Origin of the sequence: Anaeromassilibacillus senegalensis (assembly GCF_001261775.1) — a bacterium.
In the GTDB taxonomy this organism is placed as follows: domain Bacteria; phylum Bacillota; class Clostridia; order Oscillospirales; family Acutalibacteraceae; genus Anaeromassilibacillus; species Anaeromassilibacillus senegalensis.
The window spans coordinates 28,254-47,182 of sequence record NZ_LN868538.1; the positions used below are offsets into that span (position 1 = coordinate 28,254).

Sequence of the window (18,929 nt, forward strand, 5' to 3'; positions counted from 1 at the left end):
CAGAACCGTATATTGTAAAAAAACGCGGCCCTGCCTAACCGGTAAGGGCCGCGTTTTTTACGCTTGCTTTTGATATTGTTCCACTCGTTTCAGAAAGAAACGGTGCAGGTCCGGCCTGCCGGACAGCTCCGGATGAAACGCCAGGCCAATTTGATTCTGATAGCACACCGCAACTATTTTTTCCTGTACAGTCGCCAACACTTCCACCCCGTTCTGTATCGTTTCGACATATGGCGCGCGGATAAACACCATCGGAAACGAGCCGATCCCCTGCACATCCGCCTCCTGTGAAAAGCTGCCCAACTGGCGTCCATAGGCGTTCCGCCTGACCGTGACCGGCAGCGTTGCAAAACAGGGCGGTTCTCCGTCGGTCAATTGCTCCGCCAACAGGATCAGTCCGGCACAGGTCGCCAGAACAGGCATTCCATCCTCTATCTTCCTCCTGAGCGGTTCCAGCAGGTCCAGTTCCCGCAGCAATTTTTTCATCACCGTGCTTTCCCCTCCGGGGAGCACCAGCCCGTCAAACGGCCGGTCCAAATCCCGCTTTTGGCGGATTTCAAAAACCTCCGCGCCCAGCTGATGGAACATGGCCTCATGCTCTACAAACGCACCCTGGACCGCCAACACACCGATGCGCATTACCGGCCTCTTTCTGCCATGAACACTTCAATTTCCTGTTCATTGATGCCAACCATTGCTTCTCCCAGATCTTCAGAAAGCGCTGCCAGCATCGCCGGATTTTGATAATTGGTCACCGCTTTAACAATCGCCGCAGCACGTTTCTCCGGATCTCCCGATTTAAAGATGCCGGAACCGACAAACACGCCCTCCGCGCCCAGCTGCATCATCAGTGCCGCATCCGCGGGCGTCGCCACACCGCCAGCTGCAAAATTGACCACCGGCAACCTGCCGTTCTGATGAACAAACTGCACCAGATGATACGGAACCTGCAAGTTCTTGGCGGCTTCATACAACTCTTCTTCACGCATGGAGGTCAAACGGGCAATTTCCGCATTCATTTTGCGCATATGGCGGACCGCCTGCACAATATCACCCGTGCCCGGCTCCCCTTTGGTGCGAATCATCGACGCGCCCTCCGCAATGCGGCGCATCGCTTCCCCCAAATCCTTTGCACCGCAGACAAACGGCACCCGGAACTTTGTCTTATCGATGTGGTGAACGTCGTCCGCCGGGGAAAGCACTTCGCTTTCGTCTATGTAATCGATCTCGATCGCTTCCAGAATTTGCGCTTCCGCGAAATGCCCAATACGGCATTTTGCCATCACGGGAATGGAAACCGCCTGCTGAATGCCCTTGATCATTTTGGGGTCGCTCATTCTGGACACGCCGCCCGCAGCGCGGATATCCGCCGGGATACGCTCCAGGGCCATCACGGCGCAAGCCCCCGCCCGCTCCGCGATCTTTGCCTGTTCCGGTGTGGTGACATCCATGATCACACCACCCTTGAGCATCTGCGCCAGCTGTTTATTGAGTTCATATCTGTTTTCCTGCATAATGATTTCCTCCTGTCCGGTTCATTTTTGTACCACAACCAAGCCATTTCCATAAATTTGTTTGGATGGCGTGTTGTGCTCTTTTCACTTGCGTCGTTCATGAACAAGACAAGACCTAAACGGAAAACCGTTTCTATTCTCTATTATAAAGCGATCTGTCTCTTACACAATGGCCAATTTTAATCTATTTAACCAGGACAGTTTGGCAAATAAAGAAGCCATGCGGCGCATTTCCGCATGGCTTCCTCTTTCTCTTCTTCACTCCAGTGAAAAATCAGCCTTTATTAACCTACGATCACATCTCCGTCGACTGTTCCGGTCAGGCCCGCCGCGTTCGCCTCATCCGTGTCGATGTGGACCGCCAAACCAGCAGTCTTGCTGACGCGCGCGATCACGTCACCTAAAATCAGGGAACGGCCGTTATACCCCAGTTTGATCTGAATTGCCTCTCCGTCCGTCACACCAAACGCCACCGCGTCATCGGGCGGGAAATGCGCATGGCGCTTTGCAACAATTACGCCCTTATCGATGGTAATTTCCGCCTTCGGTCCAATGATTTTGCAGCCGGGCGTGCCCTCCAAATCGGCAGACATGCGCAGCGGCGCGTCAATTCCCAGCGCACGGGCGTCCGTCTTTGCCACTTCAACCTGTGTCTCCGGGCGGATCGGGCCCAGGATGGACATTTTCAAAGAGCCTCTGGGGCCGACAACCTCGACCTTCTCTTCACAGGCAAATTGGCCCGGCTGAGAAAGCGCTTTTTTCGGCGTCAACTCATACCCCTTTCCAAACAATGTATCCAAATCTTCCTGCGTCAAATGCACATGGCGCGCGGAGGTTTCAACCATAATTTTCATAATATTGTCTCCCTACTTCTTTAAATTTTGCCTCCCATTGTACAAACAGGCGGTGTACTATCGTTATTGTACCGCAGAATGTAGGAAATTTCAACGGAATTCCTGTCTTTTCCGGCAGAACATTTTATGCTATACTGTACACATTGCATCAAAAGGAGATGAGGAAATGTATCAGACATGGGAAGAACTGGAACCCGTTTGTATGAGCTGCCAGAAATGCGGCCTCTGCGAGGGGCGCACCAATCTGGTATTTGGCGTGGGAAATAAAAATTCCAAGGTTTTATTCATTGGAGAGGGGCCCGGCGAACAGGAGGACCTGAAGGGCGAACCGTTTGTGGGACGCAGCGGGCAATTGCTGGATAAGATGCTTGCTGCCGTCGATCTGGACCGCCATAAAAATATATACATCGCCAATATCGTCAAATGCAGGCCTCCGCATAACCGCGATCCGCTGCCGGAGGAACAGGAAACCTGTATTGAATGGCTGCGCAACCAGGTCTACCTGATCAAACCGAAGATCATTGTCTGCCTGGGGCGCATCGCCGCCATGAAGCTCATTCGGCCCGATTTTAAAATTACCAAAGAACACGGCGTTTTCACAGAAAAAAACGGCGTCTGGATGATGGCCACACTCCATCCGGCCGCATTGCTGCGCAATCCGCACAACAAACCGGATGCGTTTGACGATTTCATCAAACTGCGCGAAAAGATGGACGAGCTTGGTCTGGAAATATAACAAAGCTGAAAAGGCGGAACCGCGTGGTTCCGCCTTTTTATTATGCCAATTTAATTTCCATATACGCTTTCACCAGTGCCACACATTTTTCCCAGCCTAAATCGCTGCTGTTGAGGCACAAGTCATAATTGTCGGCGTTGCGCCAGTCGCGTCCGGTAAAATACCGGTAATAATCACCGCGGCGCTTATCCATCTTGCGAATATATTTTTTCGCTTCCTCTTCATCCATATTCTGATGGACTTCCATTGTCTTCTCCACGCAGTAGTCAAACGGCGCATGTACATACACGCGGACAACATTGGCACGATCCCGCAGGATATAGTCCGCGCAACGTCCGATGATAACACAGGATTCTTTCTCCGCCAAATCCTGAATCACCTTTGCCTGATAGTTGAACAGGTTTTGATCGGAAACAAAATCCTCGCTGTCCGGCGGGATGATTTCCCCAGTATAAACGCTTTTGCGGTTTTTAAACAACAGCGGTGTTTTCAACTTTTCATCCGCCTTTGCAAAAAGCTGCTCGTTGATGCCGCTTTCATCGGAAGCCAGCCGCAACAGCTCCATATCGTAATAGTGGACGCCCAAATCCTCCGCCAGCATTTTGCCGATGGTTTTACCGCCGCTGCCGTATCCGCGCGCCACCGTTATCACATATTGTTTCATCAAAATACCTCCCTCACTTCAGAGCGATTCTATCCTTTCCCGCTCCGCTATTATTATAGAATATCGCACAGAAAATAGCAAGGATCGCCTGGATTATTATTTGATTAATCCATACCGGAGGTTATTTTTTCTTCTTTGCCTCTTCCAGGCTTTTCGCCCATGCGGCGGCAAATGCGCTGACGCCTTCTTCCTTTTTCTTATTCTGGCTGTCTAGGTATTGCTGTACATCCCGTTTGCTGGCTTTCGCGTCTTTGTCCTTATTGGCAAACAATTTATCCGCCTTGGAACGGAAGCCGCAGCGGCAGACAAAGGTCTTCTTTTCTCCTTCGCCAAAGAGTTCCATAAACTTGTGACAGTTGGGGCAGCGGACGCGTGTTTCCACCACCACATTGCGCCGGTACCCGCAGGTGCGGTCCTGACAGACCAGCATTTTGCCCTTTTTGCTGTTGACCATCAGCAACCGTTTGCCACAATCCGGACAGACCTCCTGCGTCAGGTTTTCATGCACATATTTTGCTTCGCTGGCAGAAACAGTTTTCACCAGAGAAGACGCATACCCTTTTATCTCTTTGATAAAGACATTCTTGTTTTCCGCGCCCTTGCTGATCCCTTCCAGCCGCTTTTCCCATTTGGCTGTCAACAGGGGTTCCTTTAGATCCGGCGGGACCAGGTTGATCAGCTGCATGCCCTTTGACGTCGGCACCAGCGAATTGCCTTTCTTCTCCACATAAAAAGAGGTGAAAAGCTTCTCAATAATGTCCGCGCGGGTGGCGGGCGTTCCCAATCCACCCCCTATGTATTCCTTCATTGCCCTGTCCTCGATAAAACGGGAGGGATTTTCCATTGCGGAAAGCAGCGTCGCCTCCGTGTACCGAGCGGGAGGAGCGGTCTTCAGCGTTTTCAGCTGTACATTTCTGCACGGGAAGACGTCGCCCTGTTTCAGGTTTGGAAGCACCTGTTCCACCGCTTCTTCTTCGTCCTCTTCCTGTGCGGTTGTCACTTTTTTCCAGCCCAGCTCAAGAATTTCGCGTCCGGAGGCCGAGAAGCGCTCTCCTTCCGCCGTCAGCTCAATGCGGATTTTTTTATAGTCGTAGCTTGGGTAAAAACAGGTCAGAAAACGCTTTACCACCAGCGAATAAATACGTTTTTCCTCCAGGTTCAGGCTCATCAGGTTAACCTGTTCTTCTGTTGGAATGATCGCGTGGTGATCCGTCACTTTCGCGTTGTTGACACAGTTATGCGAAATGCTCTTCCGGGTGCGGAAAATTTCTCCGACGATCGGAGAAAACTCGCCATGGTTCACCGCACGCAGCCGCTCCTGCAGCGTCGGCACAATATCCGCTGTCAGATACCGGGAATCCGTACGCGGGTAGGTCAGCGCCTTGTGCATCTCATAGAGCCGCTGCATGATGTTCAGCGTCTGCTTGGGAGAATACTGGTACAGCTTGTTCGCATCGCGTTGCAGCTCCGTTAAGTCATAAAGCATCGGCGGCGGCGTGGATCCAAAGGTCTTTTTGATCTCTGTAATCTTAAACGTCTTGCCCTTGATTTTCTGCGCAATGGCTTCCGCTTTTTCCTTGTCAAAAATGCCCGTCTGATTTTTGGGGTCGTGCCACGCTGCGAAGAACTTGCCCAAATCCACCTTGACCGTATAATAGTCCTTCGGCACAAATTTGCGGATTTCTTCTTCCCGCTGCACGATCAGCGCCAGGGTTGGCGTTTGTACGCGCCCCGCGGAAAGCTGCGCGTTAAACTTGCAGGTGAGCGCACGCGTGACATTCAGGCCGACCAGCCAGTCCGCCTCTGCGCGCGACTGCGCGGACATATACAGATTATAATAGTCCCTGCCGTCCCGCAGTTTGGCAAATCCCTCCCGGATGGCCTTATCCGTCTGGGAGGAAATCCACAGGCGCTTGATCGGCTTGTGAAAACCGGCCTTTTCCAGAATCCAGCGCGCCACCAGCTCGCCTTCCCGTCCCGCGTCTGTCGCAATGATCAGAGAACCGACCTCCGGGCTGTGCAGCAGCTTTTTCACCACGCCGTACTGTTTGGTCGTCTCCGAAATGACTTTCAATTCCATTTTCTCCGGCAGCATGGGCAGTGTCTCCATGCTCCAGGTCTTATATTGGTCCCCGTAAGCCTCCGGTTCCGCCAGCTCCACCAGATGCCCTAACGCCCAGGTAACGATATATTGCGGGCCGGACAGATACCCGCCGGAAGACTGCCGGCAGCCCAGCACCCGCGCCAATTCTCTGCCGACAGATGGTTTTTCCGCCAGCACCAATGTTTTCGCCATATAAACGTCCTCGCTTTACGCGTATTTTTGTATAGTATAGCACAGAATGACGCACAGCGGGACCTTTTTAACCGATAAAAATTACAAAATCCGCATAAATGAGTCAACTCCTTTTTTAACGCTCCCTTTTCGATTATGGATGAGACAGCCCTATTCTGCAATAAGCGTCACATTCGGAAATTCTTATTCGTAAACATTGCAGTAAAAAACTATACCTACCTAAAAAATGAGATGAGCCGCAAAAAATTGCTGTAAATGCGCTTCATTTAAATAAAACAGCAAAATAATTTAGATGATCACAATTTATTCCATTGACATACATTCTCTATTTTGGTTATATTTTATATATGGTTTAACTAAATTTAGAAATATTGTTTATATTCAATCCTGGTATTAAAAAGGGGGTTTACCGCCCGATTTTCGATTGGATATAAAAATATTCCAAGTTCTAAAACAGACCAGAAAGGAGAGGATATGCAGTTTTATATGAACAGTTTGTTCTGGTTGCCGGCGATGGGGAAATGCGTACCGTATCGCGCCGAATCAGGTGCAGCTGTCTCCGCATCTGGAAAATTGGTGTAAAAGGCGGTTCCTTTTGCGCCGATGCAAAAACGTTTCTGTATTCCACCGAGTGTTAAAAAAGGGAGAGAAAAAAATGAAAAGGAATAAGAACCGGATTTTAAGCCTGGTGCTCTGTGCAACGGTCCTTTTGTCCAGCTCCATGCCGATGACCCTCGCATCCGCAAAGGAAGAGAGCCGCGCGGTTGCCGTTGAGATGAATGCGCAAGGATATGCGTCCGAGATCATCAGCAACGTACGTGTGCAGGTTCTGTCCCCCACAGTTGTGCGTTTGGAGGAAAAAGGTCCCAAAGGGTTTGAAGATCGTACAACCTTCCATATTCCCAGCCGCGACCAATGGGAAGGAACCGAAGTCACCCGCAAGGAAGAAAATGGCACTGTTATTTTAAGCACAAGCGTTTTTGACATCATTGTACCCGCAGACGCGGAGGATCTTTCCGGCATCACCATCAGTGATAAAGAAGGTCGTCTGATCTGGAAATACAAGGGCCTGCCGGGAAGCAAAGTCTATCTGCCAGACCCGGGCGAAAACGTCATGTCCTGGGAACTGGGCGACAATCCCAGAATGACCGTTCCGGAATGGGGCTTTACCCCGCAGCCGGATGAAAACATCGAAAACCGCGACACAAACGGCTTTGACCAGAGCAACGACGCGCCGGATATGTACGTGTTCTTGCCGCAGGGCAGCAGCACACAGGTGCGCAAAGACTTTGTGAAGCTGACCGGCCAGACCGAGATGCTCCCCCTGTCCACCTTTGGCGCATGGGACAGCCGTTACTATCAGTACGACGACGCGGAAGCCATGCAGCAGATCGCGGACTACCACGAAACCTATCAGGTCCCGCTCGACAACCTCGTCATCGATACGGACTGGAGAAGCGCCGGAACCGGCGGTATCGGTTACGATATCAACACGGACCTCTTCCCGGATATGAAAGACTTCCTGAAGAGAGCGCACGAGAAGAATGTCGACATCATCTTTAACGACCATCCGGAACCGACGAAGGATAACGGCAAACAGAACAGTGCGATTATCCCGCAGGAAATCCAGTATCGTTATGATAATCTGACCAGATTGCTGGACATGGGTCTGGACGCCTGGTGGTATGACCGCAACTGGTCTACAACCATCGTGCCGCCGGAGGGCTTTACACATGAAACCATCGGCGCGGCGCTTTATGCGGACGCACAGAAGGCTGTATATCCGGACCGCCGTCTCTTTATGATGAGCAACATCGACGGTACCTCCAACGGCGCTGAAATCTGCGCCCCGAACGTTGGGCAGCACCGTTATGCGGTGACCTGGACCGGCGATACCGGCGGCCATCAGGAAACGCTGTATAATGAACTGGAGTTCGCTGTGAAATACGGCGCGCTCGGCGGCCTTCCGTATGTCAGCGTGGACGTCGGTACCCATCAGACTTCCTCCAACGCGATGAGCGCGGACGAGTATGTCAAATGGATGCAGTACGGCACGCTTTCCCCGATCTACCGCCCGCACTGCTCTTGGGTAGGCGATGTGGAAGAGGGCCGTATGCCGTGGGTGAAGGGCGAAGAAGCTTTGAATATCATCCGCGATTACGTCAACATGCGTTACCGCCTGCTCCCGACCTTCTACAACCTCTCTCATGAAACTTATGAGACCGGTATGCCGCTGGTCCGGAGACTGGACTTCTATTATCCGGAATATGCAAGCGCCGCAAGGAACGACCAGTACCTGCTTGGCGACGATATTCTGATTGCGCCGACCATCACCGATTCCAACAACGGTGATCCGGCGGTTCCCGCCGAATGGCTGAAGACTCCCGACGGCCAAAAGGGCCTGAAGGCGGAGTACTTCAACAACTACAGCCTGAACGGCGAGCCGGTCCTTACCCAGACGGTTCCCAACATCGATTATGACTGGGGAACCGGAAGCCCGGTAAACGGCATCAATTCGGACAACTTCAGCATCCGCTACACGGGCACCATCACCATCGGTGACAAGGACGTGAAACTGCAAACCTGCAGCGACGACGGCGCCCGCATCTACATCAACGACGAGTTGTTCGTCGATTCCTGGAAGGATCAGTCCACCACCGTCAAAACTTCCGATGGTGTCCTGAAGGCTGGCGAAACCTATAACGTGCGCTATGAGTACTATGAGAAAACCGACAAAGCCATCTGCAAAATGCAGTACGTCGTAGATGATGAGCAGGAAGAGACCATTTGCACCAGAACCGTTTGGATTCCGGAAGGCGAATGGATCGATCTGTTCAACGGCGAGACGGTTTACGGCCCGCGCAGCATCGAAGTGGAAGCACCGATCAGCGAAACCCCCATGTACATCAAGAAGGGTGCGATCCTCCCGTTGGCCGACGAAATGATGACCACGAAGGAGAAGGATTGGAGCCACATGACGCTGGACGTTTACCCGTCCACCCGCAACAGTGACACCACCACCCTGTATGAAGACGATACCATCTCCAACGATTACACGGAAGGCAAATTCCGTACCACCGAGCTGTCCACCAAGTTTGAAGACGGCAAGACCGTCATCGACATTGGCGTGGCAAAGGGAACCTTTGACGGCGACCGCTGCTTTGACAACCGCGATTGGACCGTTCGCATTCATCAGCCGGAGGGCTGGGGCGATCTGCAGAGCGTAACCACCGCAGATGGACAGACCCTCAACTTCACAGCGGTTGCGCAGGATACCAGCGCGATGCCGTTTGAAATCGACGGCGGCGCCAATGACGGCACTGTTTACGAAGTGGAAGTATCCGGCAATGTTTATGAAGCCATGAAGCTGATCGCCACATTTGACAATGCGGTCGATCCGGAAATTCCGAACCTGGATTATGACAAAGCCGTTGTCTACGACAGCTACAAGCTGCCGGTGGAACGCACCATTGACGTCAGCAGTGAAATGCCGTACGTGGTGGACCTGAGCTCCCTCGGCAACCTTGATTGGATTCAGACCAATGTGTCGGACGCCAGACAGACGATCAGAAAAGACAGCACTGTCCCGCAGATTACCTTCCTGAAGCAAAATGCGCGCAGTATGGGCGGCTTTAACGACTATTGCACAAGCTTCAGCTATTCGGACGGCACGCCGATCCAAACCGTAAATGAAACCCGCAATGGTTCGGTCATCTTTGATACCGACGCCAGCTTTGAATTCAATGTTAAGGCGACGGAAGAGGAAAAACAGTTGATCCTGTTCATTGGCGGCTGGAAGAGCAATGCCAAGTTGGAAATCTTTGATAAATCGGCTGACACTGTAATCGACACCTATACCTTCGGTGATGAAAGCAAGTCCTACTACCGCAAGGTTACCATCGACATGACCTCCGAAACCGGCACGGAGCTGGTGGTCCGCTACACGAAGACCAGCGGCAGCAACATCACCTTTGCGGCGGCGGCGCTCCGCGACCCGAACGCGGATCCGGGAGACGACGTCAACAAGGCTGTGGAGCGCACGGTCGACGTAACAGACAAGTATCCGGAGAAGCGCAACCTCACAGAAGAGGGTAACCTCGACTGGATCCACCTTGGCAGAGCGGCAACCTCCGACATCAACCGCAAGGCGGTCGACGAAGAGCAGCTTGTCCTGACCACTTCCTCCACCCTTGTTGGCTTCAACGACCATCGGACTGCGTTCAGCTGGTCGGACGGCACGCCGGACAAGGAAGCAACCGATCTGATCACCGGCCTACAGCAGAGCAAGGTAGGCAGTGATTTCACCGTCAAGGCAAAAGCGGGTCCGGAAGAGAAGATTCTGACGCTCTATCTCGGCGGCTGGAAGGGCAGAGGCAGACTCACCGTCTACGATGCATCCGGTTTGACCGAAAATCAGAGCTATGAGTTCGGCAATCTGGATACCAATTTCTACACCACAGTTACCATCAACCTGAAGGCAAAAGAAGAAAGCACCCTGTATGTTCGCTACGAGTTAATCGAAGCAAACGGCGGCAACGTTTCCTTCGTGGCTGCAACTCTGAATCAGCCCGCGGTAGAGCCTGCCGAGCATATGCTGACAGTAAACTTCCCGAAAAATGTGAAGATGTCCATCGACGGTGAAGAGCAGAAGCTCGCAAACCTGATCGGCTCCTACAAGAACGTCGTGATGGCAGACACCGCAATGGCCTTCAGCTTTGCCCCGGCAATTGAGGGCAGAGAGATTGCAGGCGTCACCGTGAATGGCGAGGCTGTCGCAATTGGTGAAGACTTTAATGTCAACGAGTACATTCTCAAAACGGTAATGCCGAACGAGAACACGGAGATCAATCTCGACTTTACCGTGGTGAATAAGCAGGTCCTGCGCAGCACCATTGCAGTTGCGGAAGATTGTGCAGATGAAGCCGCTCTGGCGGTCGATTCCGTACAGAAGAAGTACGAGGCGGCTCTGAAGGCGGCGAAGGCAGCAGAGGCAAACAAGGCTGCCACACAGGCAGAGATCAACGACGCCTGGAGCGAACTGATCGACGCACTGCATTATCTGAGCTTTGTTGCGGGCGACAAGACAAAGCTGGAAGCCCCGATGCAGCTGGCAGAGATGATCGATCGCGACATGTACACGCCAAACAGCTTGGCGGTTCTGGACAAGGCTTATGCAGACGCGGCGGACCTGATGGACGACGCAGACGTACTGGAAGCCGACATTCAGGCGGCGGTTGACGCTCTTTACAAAGCACTGAACGACCTGGTAGAGCGTGCGGATACCACCCAGCTGGAGGGAGCCATTGCAAACGGCGAAGCAATCGATCAGAGCAAGTACTTTGACGACGACGCAATGAAAACCTTCCGTGAGGTTCTCGCTTCGGCGAAGGCTCTGCTGGAGGATGCAAACGCAACCCAGGCAGCCGTGATTGAAAAGGTCGACGAGCTGATTGCGGCAATGATGGACCTGCGCGTCATCCCGAACAAAGATGCGCTCAAGGATCTGGTCGCAGAGGGTGAAAGCACCAGCACAACCAACGTTCCGGCAGCTGTTGTGAACCAGCTTGCGCAGGCGATGAGCCAGGCAAAGGCAGTTCTGGCGGACGAAAATGCGACTGAGGATGACGTGAAAACGGCAGTCGCTGCCATGCAGACCGCGCTGAAAGCGGTTGAGGACGCGAAGAACAACAATAAGCCGGATCCGAAACCGGATACCAAACCGTCCAAGAAGAGCAGCAACTCCACCAGAAACACCAGCAACGCCTATGGCACCGCGGGTATTGTCTCCGCCAGCCAGAGCGCGGCTGCAAGTGTACGCAGCGATACGAACGGCGTTATCACGTTGAACAGAGGCAGCGTATATACCTTTAAGATGACCGTTGTCAACGGCAGCGGTTTGGTCCCGAGCTTCACCGTAGGAAACGGCAGTGTCCTCAAGACGCAGTTCGTGTCCCGCATCGGCAACGACTTCTACTACAAGGTCTATGCGGTCGGCACACCGGGCGAGAGCACCGGCGTTTACACCACACTGAACGGCCAGAGCGCACAGATGCACTGCACCGTGAAGGTTGCGTAATCCGGTTCCCATCGGAAAAGCGAATCTATCACCTCGTATAAAGAACCCGCCGGGCACATCCGAAAATGGATGCGCTCGGCGGGTTTCTCTTATCTTGAATGCATCGGAGACAAGCCGGTTTTTAAATAAATCCGTTTTTACTGTACACCTGTCACAAGAGGTTCATCATCATAAAATACAATTCTGCACTGCTCTCGTTTTAAAAAGAAAGGCGAACATCCGCAATTCGTGTGCAGGTGTTCGCCTTTTCTCTATGACTATGAAATGATTGTTCTTTGTCAGCTGTCGCAGGATTGTCAAACCAGCGGTTCCTTTACCTGCCATATCACAATTCCGGTTTTCGAAAGGATGCGGCCTTGACAAATCCTGTCTTTGCACCGGCAGCTCTTCGACCGCCGGACCGGCTCTTTCCACTGGCCCGCAGGACTTTTCCGCTCCGCGTTCCGCAGAACACGCCGGATTCCACGGCAAATTCCCCATTGACCAGAACATGCTCAATCCCAACTGGTTTTGCATCCGGCTGGCCGCGATCCGGGAACGCCGCGGTATCTGCGATCGCCTGCGGATCAAATATGACCAGATCGGCGTCCGCGCCCACAGCGATTCTCCCCTTATCAGGCAGTGAAAACGTCCGCGCGGGCAACAGAGTCGCTTTGTAAATTGCCTCTTCCATGGTGAGCTCTCCCCGTTCCCGCACCATCTCCCGGATAAATTTTGGAAAGGAGCCGGCTATTTGCGGATGCCCCTCCCCCTTCCGGTACGCGCCGATATCGGTAGAGGGCATTGCGTAGTCCTTTCGGAGCGCTTCATAGATCTCCTCTTTTTGCCCGGTAAAGCAAATGATCGACTCATCCGGTTCCTGCTCCCGCACCTTTCGGTACAGCGCCTCGTCCAGCCACTGCCCCATGTGGGGACCGGTCGCCACCAGCATATCGCCAAAGCGCAGCTCGTTATCCCGAATGGTCTGCTCATCGAAAGTTGCTGTACCCGCATAGGTTGCCCACTCTGTATACAGGCCGCTGTCGATGCGGACCCAAAGGCCGTCCTGCCGGGCACGGTCCACAATGTCCAGCGCCTCCCGCATAATGCCCTCCCCATATTGATATACAAAATGGGAAAACAGCAGCCGCGCACCGGTTTTACGCGCGATATACAGCATCTCATACAGAGAGGACAGATCATACAGCGTGAAAAGACGGGTATGCACGGGAACAATGCGTCCAAACGAAGCACTGACTTCCGCCAGCGCTTCAATCTCCTTCAGTGACGCGCCGGGCGAATAATCCAGCCCAAAGGAAACCCCACAGGCGCCATCCTGCAGAGCCTGGTATGCCAGACGCTTCATCCGTGCAATCTGCGCATCGCTCGCCTTTTCATACACGTCCTCCAAACCGACCGCCTTGCGCAGGGAAAATGAGTGGCCCACCAGCTCCACCTGGTTGACAGCAAAGCCTTTTTGCTCCTGTTCTGCAAAAAAGGCTTTCATGTCCACCGGGCTGAGACCACAGTTGCCGCCTACCGTCGTAGTGATCCCCTGGCAGACGGAAAGCTCCCCCGCATAGTCATCGCCATCCACATGACCGTGTACGTCGATAAAGCCCGGAGAAACGAGCAGGCCCTCCGCACAAATTTCCCGTTTGCCATGCAGCGGTTCTTTAGAAAGCGCGGCGATGATTCCGTCTTTAATGCCAATCTGCAACGGCAGGAACGTACGGTGCTCAGTATCCGCCACCAATCCGCCGCGGATAACAAGGTCCAGCATGGACCCACCCCCTCCCATTCAGGTATTGCCGGAATATTCCCGGTTCCGGCTGCCGCCCTGCTGGGCAAGCTCCAGGTTTTTCCACCCGCGCGCCCAACTTCGCATTTCTTCTCCGTCCAGCGGGACCGGCGTTGCCTCCGGGCCTGCCTGGATCACCCTGCGGGAAATCTCCATAAACTGTTCGGCTATTTTCTTACAGGGGCACCGCTCAAAGATAGTGGTTCCCGCCAATACGGCGTTTTCCACCTCCTGATCAAAGTCCAGATAGCCGATGACCTCCACGCCGACCTGTTTACCATAGTTCTCCAGCAATGGGCGGGCCGGATACCGGTCCGCATAGTTGACCAGCAGACGGATGGGGATTGCGCGGTTCCGCCTCGCGTACAAAATGCCGGTCATCAGGTTGTTTGCGGTGAACAGGGAGGAATAGCTTCCTGTCGTCATGATGATACACTGGTCCATAATATTGTCGCGAATGGGCAGCATGTAGCCGGTACAGGGAATTTCCCCGGAAATATCGTATAAGACATAGTCGATCCCCAGTTCCTCCAACACGCCCTGGCTTTCCAGCAGCTCGTCCGCCATGCCGATCCCGCGCGCCATGCACCCCGCACCCGGCGTCACGCCGCCCAGCTCCATGCAATAGACGCCGCAGTCGCTTTGCGCGATAAACTGGCGGAGATCCACCGCATATTGTTCCCGCAGCGCTTTCAGCACCGGCGGGATATCCGCATTTTGGAGCAGCAGCAGGGTTGAACTCAGGCTGAGATCGTTTCCAATCTGCAACACGCGGTGCCCCTGTCTGCACAGCGCCTCGCTCAGATTGGATACAATCACGGATTTTCCGATTCCATTTTTTCCAAGAAAACAGATTCGCTCCGCCCGCTTCCCCATTTGCCCCGCTTCCTTTCTATCGTCCGCATACACGGGAGCTTACAGCTCTTGCGTGCGGTAAAATGCTTCTACATAGTCCCGGTATTCCACCCGGGTAAACACAGGCTGGAAGTTCGCCATCACTTCCCTGGCCTGCTTTGCGCCGTCCTTCAACAACTGATACACCGTCAGAGCCATCAGCTTTGCCGGCAGGATATACGCCTGATTGGCATCCGTCACCGTAAAATCCGCGCTGTGCAGGGAACCTGTAAAGCCACCCATGGAGAAATTGACCACCGGTAACATGTGCGTCAGGTCTCCCACATCGGTGCATGCCGCATTGTGCATAAATGGTGTGACTGTTTCAAAATCTGCTTCCGGTTGCAGCAGCTTCGCCGCTTCTATTTGCGCAGGAACCGCCGCCAGATACCGTACCGGAAGATAGCCCTGCTCATCGATGATCTCCGCCCGCGCACCGAACGCATATGCGCCCGCCTGGAACGCACGATTTACCTTTTCGCTGGCTCCGCGCATGGCTTCCATCGTTTTCGCCCGGACCTGCCCTTCGATCACCACCTCGTCGGGCACCACATTGGTAGCGGTTCCGCCTTTTGTCATGATAAAATGGGCACGCACATAGTCCTGTTCCCGGAAGGTACTGCGCAGCATCCCCAGAGCAGAAAAGCCCAACGAGGCGGCATCCAGCGCGTTCACGCCCTCATGCGGCGCAATCGCTGCGTGAGACGCTCTCCCCAGCAGCCGGATCGTTTTGGAAATATAGCCGTTGGAAGAGGGATTCCCCAACAGAAATTCCCTGTCGCACGGAACCATATGCGCATGCGTTGTGAGCGCCAGGTCCACATTGTCCAACGCTCCGTTGCAGAGCAGCTCGCTCTTGCCGCAGCAGGCGTGAATTTTGCCCGCCGCCATCAGGCATTTCCGGCGCTCCGTCCCCACATGCTCTTCCGCAGGCACAGCCAGCAAATCCACCGCACCGTCCTACGACGCGCATATCTGCGGATCGCTCAGCGCACATGCCGCGCCCAGTAAGACGGCGAGCTGCATGTGGTGGCCGCAGGCGTGGGACATTCCGGTCTGCCTGTCCGAAAACGGGTGGTCCTTGCAGTATATGCCGTCCAGCTCCCCGATGACACAGGCGACGGGGCCGTCTGTTCTGCCGATGCGCGTACGGACGCCCGTCACCGCCAGATGCTCCTCGGTTTGCAGCCCCAGGGACTGCATAAAAGCCGCCACACGCGCCGCCGTATGCTCTTCACAGAAGCCGGCCTCCGCCGTGTGAAAGGTTTCTTCCGCAAAGCCGATGATGTCTTCGGCCCTCTGATCGATAACCCGCAGGATTCGTTCTTCTATCGCATCCATACGGTCGCCTTATTGCTGCTTAAACTCGGTCCAGATCTTATCATAGGCCGCTGTCGTCTCGCCCACATCCTGGATAAATTCGGTGTTCTTCAGCACTTCGGAAGGAATAAACAGCGCCGCGTTGCTGGTAAAGCTCTCCGGCAAAAATTCCGCGGCAGCCTTATTGGGGCAGAGGTAATAAATCTGGCTGGAAATCTTTGCGCCCACCTCCGGGTCCAGGATATAGTTGATAAAGCTGTAGGCGTTTTCCAGGTTCGGCGCCTTTGCCGGAACAATGATATTGTCGATGCCGAATCCCATCCCCTCCTTGGGATAGACCACCTTCAGGTCGGGGTTCGCTTCCACAGCCATCGCCGCCTGAGAAGCAAACATATACCCCACGCTCGCTTCGCCGCTGAGAATGACGTCCTGCAGCTGGTTGACCGCCAGCGTGCGGATATTGGGTTTCAACTCCATCAGCTTATTCTTGGCCTGCTCCAGCACTGCCTCGTCTGTCTCGTTAAAGGATTTACCCATGGATTTGAGCGTCATACCGATCAGGTTGCGCCCGTCGTCCATTGCAACAATGCTGTCCGCCAGTGCGGGATTCCACAGGTCCTCATAGCCCTGAATGTCGATATCCACCAAACTCGGATCGTATACGATGACCGGCGTACCGGCGGCATACGGAATCGTGTACTGGTTATCCGGGTCGTAGAACTGGCCCTGGAATGCCGCATCGATGTTGTTGTAATTAGCAATTTTGGAGGTATCCAGCTCATGCATGATCCCGCCCTTTTTGCGCGCAATGTCGATGATGTAATCGGACGCAATCACAATGTCATAATCGCCGCCGCCCGTTGCCTCCAGTTTGGTCAGCATCTCCTCATTGGACTCAAAATTGGAGATATTGATTTTTACGCCGGTCTGCTCCGTATAACCGTCCAGCACGTCCTGCGGAATATACCCATCCCAGGTAAAAATGTTGAGGTCCTTGGTCTGGCCCTCTCCCTGTCCTGCGGAGCTGCCCGCCGGATCCGTGCCGCAGCCTGCCAACGTGCCGATCGCCAGCACCGCCGCCAGGATCAATGCAAATACTTTTTTCATCTTCTTTGTTCCTCCTTTGAAATGGTTCGGTTCTTCCTGGTCTTTCCCACTCTGCCGGAAATCAGGATCAGGATAAAGGTAAATACCAGCATTACAGTGCACAGCGCGTTGATTTCCGGGCTGACGCCCAATTTGATCTGGGAATATATTTTGATCGGCAGAGTATTCGTCTGCGCGCCTGTAACAAAGAAACTGATGACCACGTCGTCCAGCGACATGGCGAATGCCAGCAGCGTGCCGGACGCTACCGCCGGGGCCACCAGCGGCAGCGTGATGTCAAAAAACATACGGAATTCCGACGCGCCCAAATCGCGCGCAGCCTCCCCGATAGACTTGTCGATGCCCACAAGCCGCCCCTTGACCACAATAAAAATATAGGGAATACAAAAGGTGGTGTGCGCGAGAATCAACGTCATCATGCCAAACGGCAGATTTAAAAACGAAAAGAACGCCAGAAACACCATGCCCAGAATAATCTCCGGAATCATAATCGGCAGCATCGCCGCGTTCTCCAACAGGCCCTTCGTCTTAAAATTGCAGCGCACCAGCCCCACCGCGCCGATGGTGCCGATCACCGCGGAGATTGCGCAGCTGGAAACCGCCAACACAATACTGTTGCGCAACGCCTCCATCAGGCTGCTGTTGTGCAGCATTTTGCCGTACCATTCCAGCGTAAACCCCGCCCAGGAGACATCGCTTTTGGAATCGTTGAAAGAATAAATCACGACCATCAGCACCGGCAGGTACATCAAGACCAAAACGAACGCCAGATACAGGCTGGAGAGATGCATTTTTCTCTGTTTCATTTAAAAGAATCCCTCCAAATCCTTGGAATGGGTCAGCTTCCGGTATAGGAAGATGATCAAAAACGTCATGAGCATCAGGACCACGGACAGCGCCGCGCCAAATGGCCAGTCACGCGCCTGCAACAGCTGGTTTTTGATCAGGTTGCCCACCAGCATGATTTTGCCGCCGCCCAGCAGGTCCGCCAAAAAGAACAGGCCGATCGACGGGACAAACACCAGCACAAAGCCGGAGAGCACACCCGGCAGCGTCAATTTCAGCGTAACAGTGAAAAACGCCTTGATCCGCCCTGCCCCCAGATCCCGCGCCGCTTCCACCAGCGACCAATCCATTTTTTCTACGCTGGAATAGACCGGCAGGATCATAAACGGCAGCAGCGAATACACCATACCGATCAATACCGCGCCGTAGGTATACAAAATTTTAATCGGCTCGTCAACAATTCCCAGCGCCAGCAGCGCCTGGTTTAGGACACCCTTGGTTCGCAGCAGGATCATCCATCCATAGATGCGCACCAGCGCGTTTGTCCAGAACGGCACCACAACCAACAGCATCACAAAATTGCGCCGGTTGGGCGCGAGTCTCGCCATGAAATAGCCAAAGGGGTATCCCATCAGCGTGGTGATCAGCGTCGTGGCAAACGCCAGCTTCAGCGAATCCAAAAAGGTCTTGCCATACACCGGGTCGAACATTTTGGCATAATTGTTTAACGTAAACTGGTTGGTTACGCCCCACAGGACGTCCTTCTGCAAAAAGCTTAAAACCACGATATAAATTAACGGAATCACCACAAAGACAATGGTGAACAGGTACAGCGGAACCGCCATGGTCCACGCTTTATCCTTTTTCCTGCGCGCAGTTTTTTTCAAATCCGTCCCCCCCCT

At 53.6% G+C, this 18,929-nt stretch carries 14 protein-coding genes; 2 read left to right on the top strand and 12 right to left on the bottom strand.

The genetic code is table 11. From position 1 onward, the window contains the following. Nucleotides 1-57: 57 nt before the first annotated feature. From pdxT to BN2106_RS10400, 3 genes are all read right to left on the bottom strand, one after another. Nucleotides 58-639 carry a pyridoxal 5'-phosphate synthase glutaminase subunit PdxT gene (gene pdxT / locus BN2106_RS10390; RefSeq protein ID WP_050698528.1) on the bottom strand — a complete coding sequence of 194 codons (582 nt, stop codon included), beginning with the start codon at nucleotides 637-639 and terminating at the stop codon, nucleotides 58-60. Next, the gene (pdxS, locus tag BN2106_RS10395) at nucleotides 639-1,514 is read right to left on the bottom strand and encodes a pyridoxal 5'-phosphate synthase lyase subunit PdxS (RefSeq protein ID WP_050698529.1); all 876 of its coding nucleotides are present in this window, start codon (nucleotides 1,512-1,514) and stop codon (nucleotides 639-641) included. The genes pdxT and pdxS overlap by 1 nt, the downstream gene beginning before the upstream one ends. 284 nt (nucleotides 1,515-1,798) lie before the next feature. Next, nucleotides 1,799-2,368, bottom strand: a complete 570-nt coding sequence (locus tag BN2106_RS10400; protein WP_050698530.1) for a phosphate propanoyltransferase — start codon at nucleotides 2,366-2,368, stop codon at nucleotides 1,799-1,801. Between the two features lie 166 nt (nucleotides 2,369-2,534). Between BN2106_RS10400 and BN2106_RS10405 the strand changes: the two genes are divergently transcribed. Next, entirely contained in the window at nucleotides 2,535-3,104 is a 570-nt protein-coding gene (locus tag BN2106_RS10405; protein ID WP_050698531.1) for a uracil-DNA glycosylase, read from the top strand. Between the two features lie 40 nt (nucleotides 3,105-3,144). Here BN2106_RS10405 and BN2106_RS10410 read toward each other — a convergent pair whose 3' ends face one another. Both BN2106_RS10410 and BN2106_RS10415 read right to left on the bottom strand, forming a co-directional pair. Next, entirely contained in the window at nucleotides 3,145-3,768 is a 624-nt protein-coding gene (locus BN2106_RS10410) for a cytidylate kinase-like family protein (protein ID WP_050698532.1), read from the bottom strand. A gap of 121 nt (nucleotides 3,769-3,889) precedes the next feature. Beyond that, nucleotides 3,890-6,064, bottom strand: a complete 2,175-nt coding sequence (locus BN2106_RS10415) for a DNA topoisomerase III (RefSeq protein ID WP_050698533.1) — start codon at nucleotides 6,062-6,064, stop codon at nucleotides 3,890-3,892. A 655-nt stretch (nucleotides 6,065-6,719) separates the two neighbouring features. Here BN2106_RS10415 and BN2106_RS10420 point away from each other — a divergent pair. Continuing rightward, nucleotides 6,720-12,140, top strand: a complete 5,421-nt coding sequence (locus BN2106_RS10420; protein ID WP_050698534.1) for a TIM-barrel domain-containing protein — start codon at nucleotides 6,720-6,722, stop codon at nucleotides 12,138-12,140. A gap of 325 nt (nucleotides 12,141-12,465) precedes the next feature. On the opposite strand, the gene BN2106_RS10425 is transcribed toward BN2106_RS10420, so the two are convergent. Genes BN2106_RS10425 through BN2106_RS10455 form a run of 7 tightly spaced genes read right to left on the bottom strand, consistent with a single transcriptional unit; the run spans nucleotide 12,466 to nucleotide 18,914 of the window. Beyond that, nucleotides 12,466-13,902, bottom strand: a complete 1,437-nt coding sequence (locus BN2106_RS10425) for an N-acyl-D-amino-acid deacylase family protein (RefSeq protein ID WP_074017513.1) — start codon at nucleotides 13,900-13,902, stop codon at nucleotides 12,466-12,468. Between the two features lie 18 nt (nucleotides 13,903-13,920). Beyond that, on the bottom strand, nucleotides 13,921-14,796 hold the full coding sequence (locus tag BN2106_RS10430; protein ID WP_050698535.1) for a nucleotide-binding protein: 876 nt from the start codon (nucleotides 14,794-14,796) through the stop codon (nucleotides 13,921-13,923). Nucleotides 14,797-14,835: 39 nt separating this feature from the next. Further along, nucleotides 14,836-15,765 (bottom strand): peptidase dimerization domain-containing protein, encoded by a 930-nt coding sequence (locus tag BN2106_RS10435; RefSeq protein ID WP_050698536.1) that lies wholly within the window; start codon nucleotides 15,763-15,765, stop codon nucleotides 14,836-14,838. 9 nt (nucleotides 15,766-15,774) lie between these two features. Then, complete coding sequence (locus tag BN2106_RS15810) at nucleotides 15,775-16,155, bottom strand: zinc-binding metallopeptidase family protein (RefSeq protein WP_050698537.1); 381 nt, start codon at nucleotides 16,153-16,155, stop codon at nucleotides 15,775-15,777. Nucleotides 16,156-16,164: 9 nt separating this feature from the next. Continuing rightward, nucleotides 16,165-17,241, bottom strand: a complete 1,077-nt coding sequence (locus tag BN2106_RS10445) for an ABC transporter substrate-binding protein (RefSeq protein WP_050698538.1) — start codon at nucleotides 17,239-17,241, stop codon at nucleotides 16,165-16,167. Then, nucleotides 17,238-18,047, bottom strand: coding sequence for an ABC transporter permease (locus tag BN2106_RS10450; RefSeq protein ID WP_050698539.1), 810 nt, complete (start codon nucleotides 18,045-18,047; stop codon nucleotides 17,238-17,240). Before BN2106_RS10450 ends, BN2106_RS10445 begins: the two co-directional genes overlap by 4 nt. Further along, entirely contained in the window at nucleotides 18,048-18,914 is an 867-nt protein-coding gene (locus tag BN2106_RS10455) for an ABC transporter permease (RefSeq protein WP_407921746.1), read from the bottom strand. Nucleotides 18,915-18,929: the final 15 nt, after the last annotated feature.

Bases quoted from the DNA above. Each gene is read 5' to 3' on its own strand.
- BN2106_RS10445 (WP_050698538.1), bottom strand. From the start codon at position 17,241: ATGAAAAAAGTATTTGCATTGATCCTGGCGGCGGTGCTGGCGATCGGC.
- BN2106_RS10450 (WP_050698539.1), bottom strand. From the start codon at position 18,047: ATGAAACAGAGAAAAATGCATCTCTCCAGCCTGTATCTGGCGTTCGTT.
- BN2106_RS10410 (WP_050698532.1), bottom strand. From the start codon at position 3,768: ATGAAACAATATGTGATAACGGTGGCGCGCGGATACGGCAGCGGCGGT.
- BN2106_RS10405 (WP_050698531.1), top strand. From the start codon at position 2,535: ATGTATCAGACATGGGAAGAACTGGAACCCGTTTGTATGAGCTGCCAG.
- BN2106_RS10420 (WP_050698534.1), top strand. From the start codon at position 6,720: ATGAAAAGGAATAAGAACCGGATTTTAAGCCTGGTGCTCTGTGCAACG.
- BN2106_RS15810 (WP_050698537.1), bottom strand. From the start codon at position 16,155: ATGGATGCGATAGAAGAACGAATCCTGCGGGTTATCGATCAGAGGGCC.
- pdxS (WP_050698529.1), bottom strand. From the start codon at position 1,514: ATGCAGGAAAACAGATATGAACTCAATAAACAGCTGGCGCAGATGCTC.
- BN2106_RS10400 (WP_050698530.1), bottom strand. From the start codon at position 2,368: ATGAAAATTATGGTTGAAACCTCCGCGCGCCATGTGCATTTGACGCAG.
- pdxT (WP_050698528.1), bottom strand. From the start codon at position 639: ATGCGCATCGGTGTGTTGGCGGTCCAGGGTGCGTTTGTAGAGCATGAG.
- BN2106_RS10425 (WP_074017513.1), bottom strand. From the start codon at position 13,902: ATGCTGGACCTTGTTATCCGCGGCGGATTGGTGGCGGATACTGAGCAC.
- BN2106_RS10430 (WP_050698535.1), bottom strand. From the start codon at position 14,796: ATGGGGAAGCGGGCGGAGCGAATCTGTTTTCTTGGAAAAAATGGAATC.
- BN2106_RS10415 (WP_050698533.1), bottom strand. From the start codon at position 6,064: ATGGCGAAAACATTGGTGCTGGCGGAAAAACCATCTGTCGGCAGAGAA.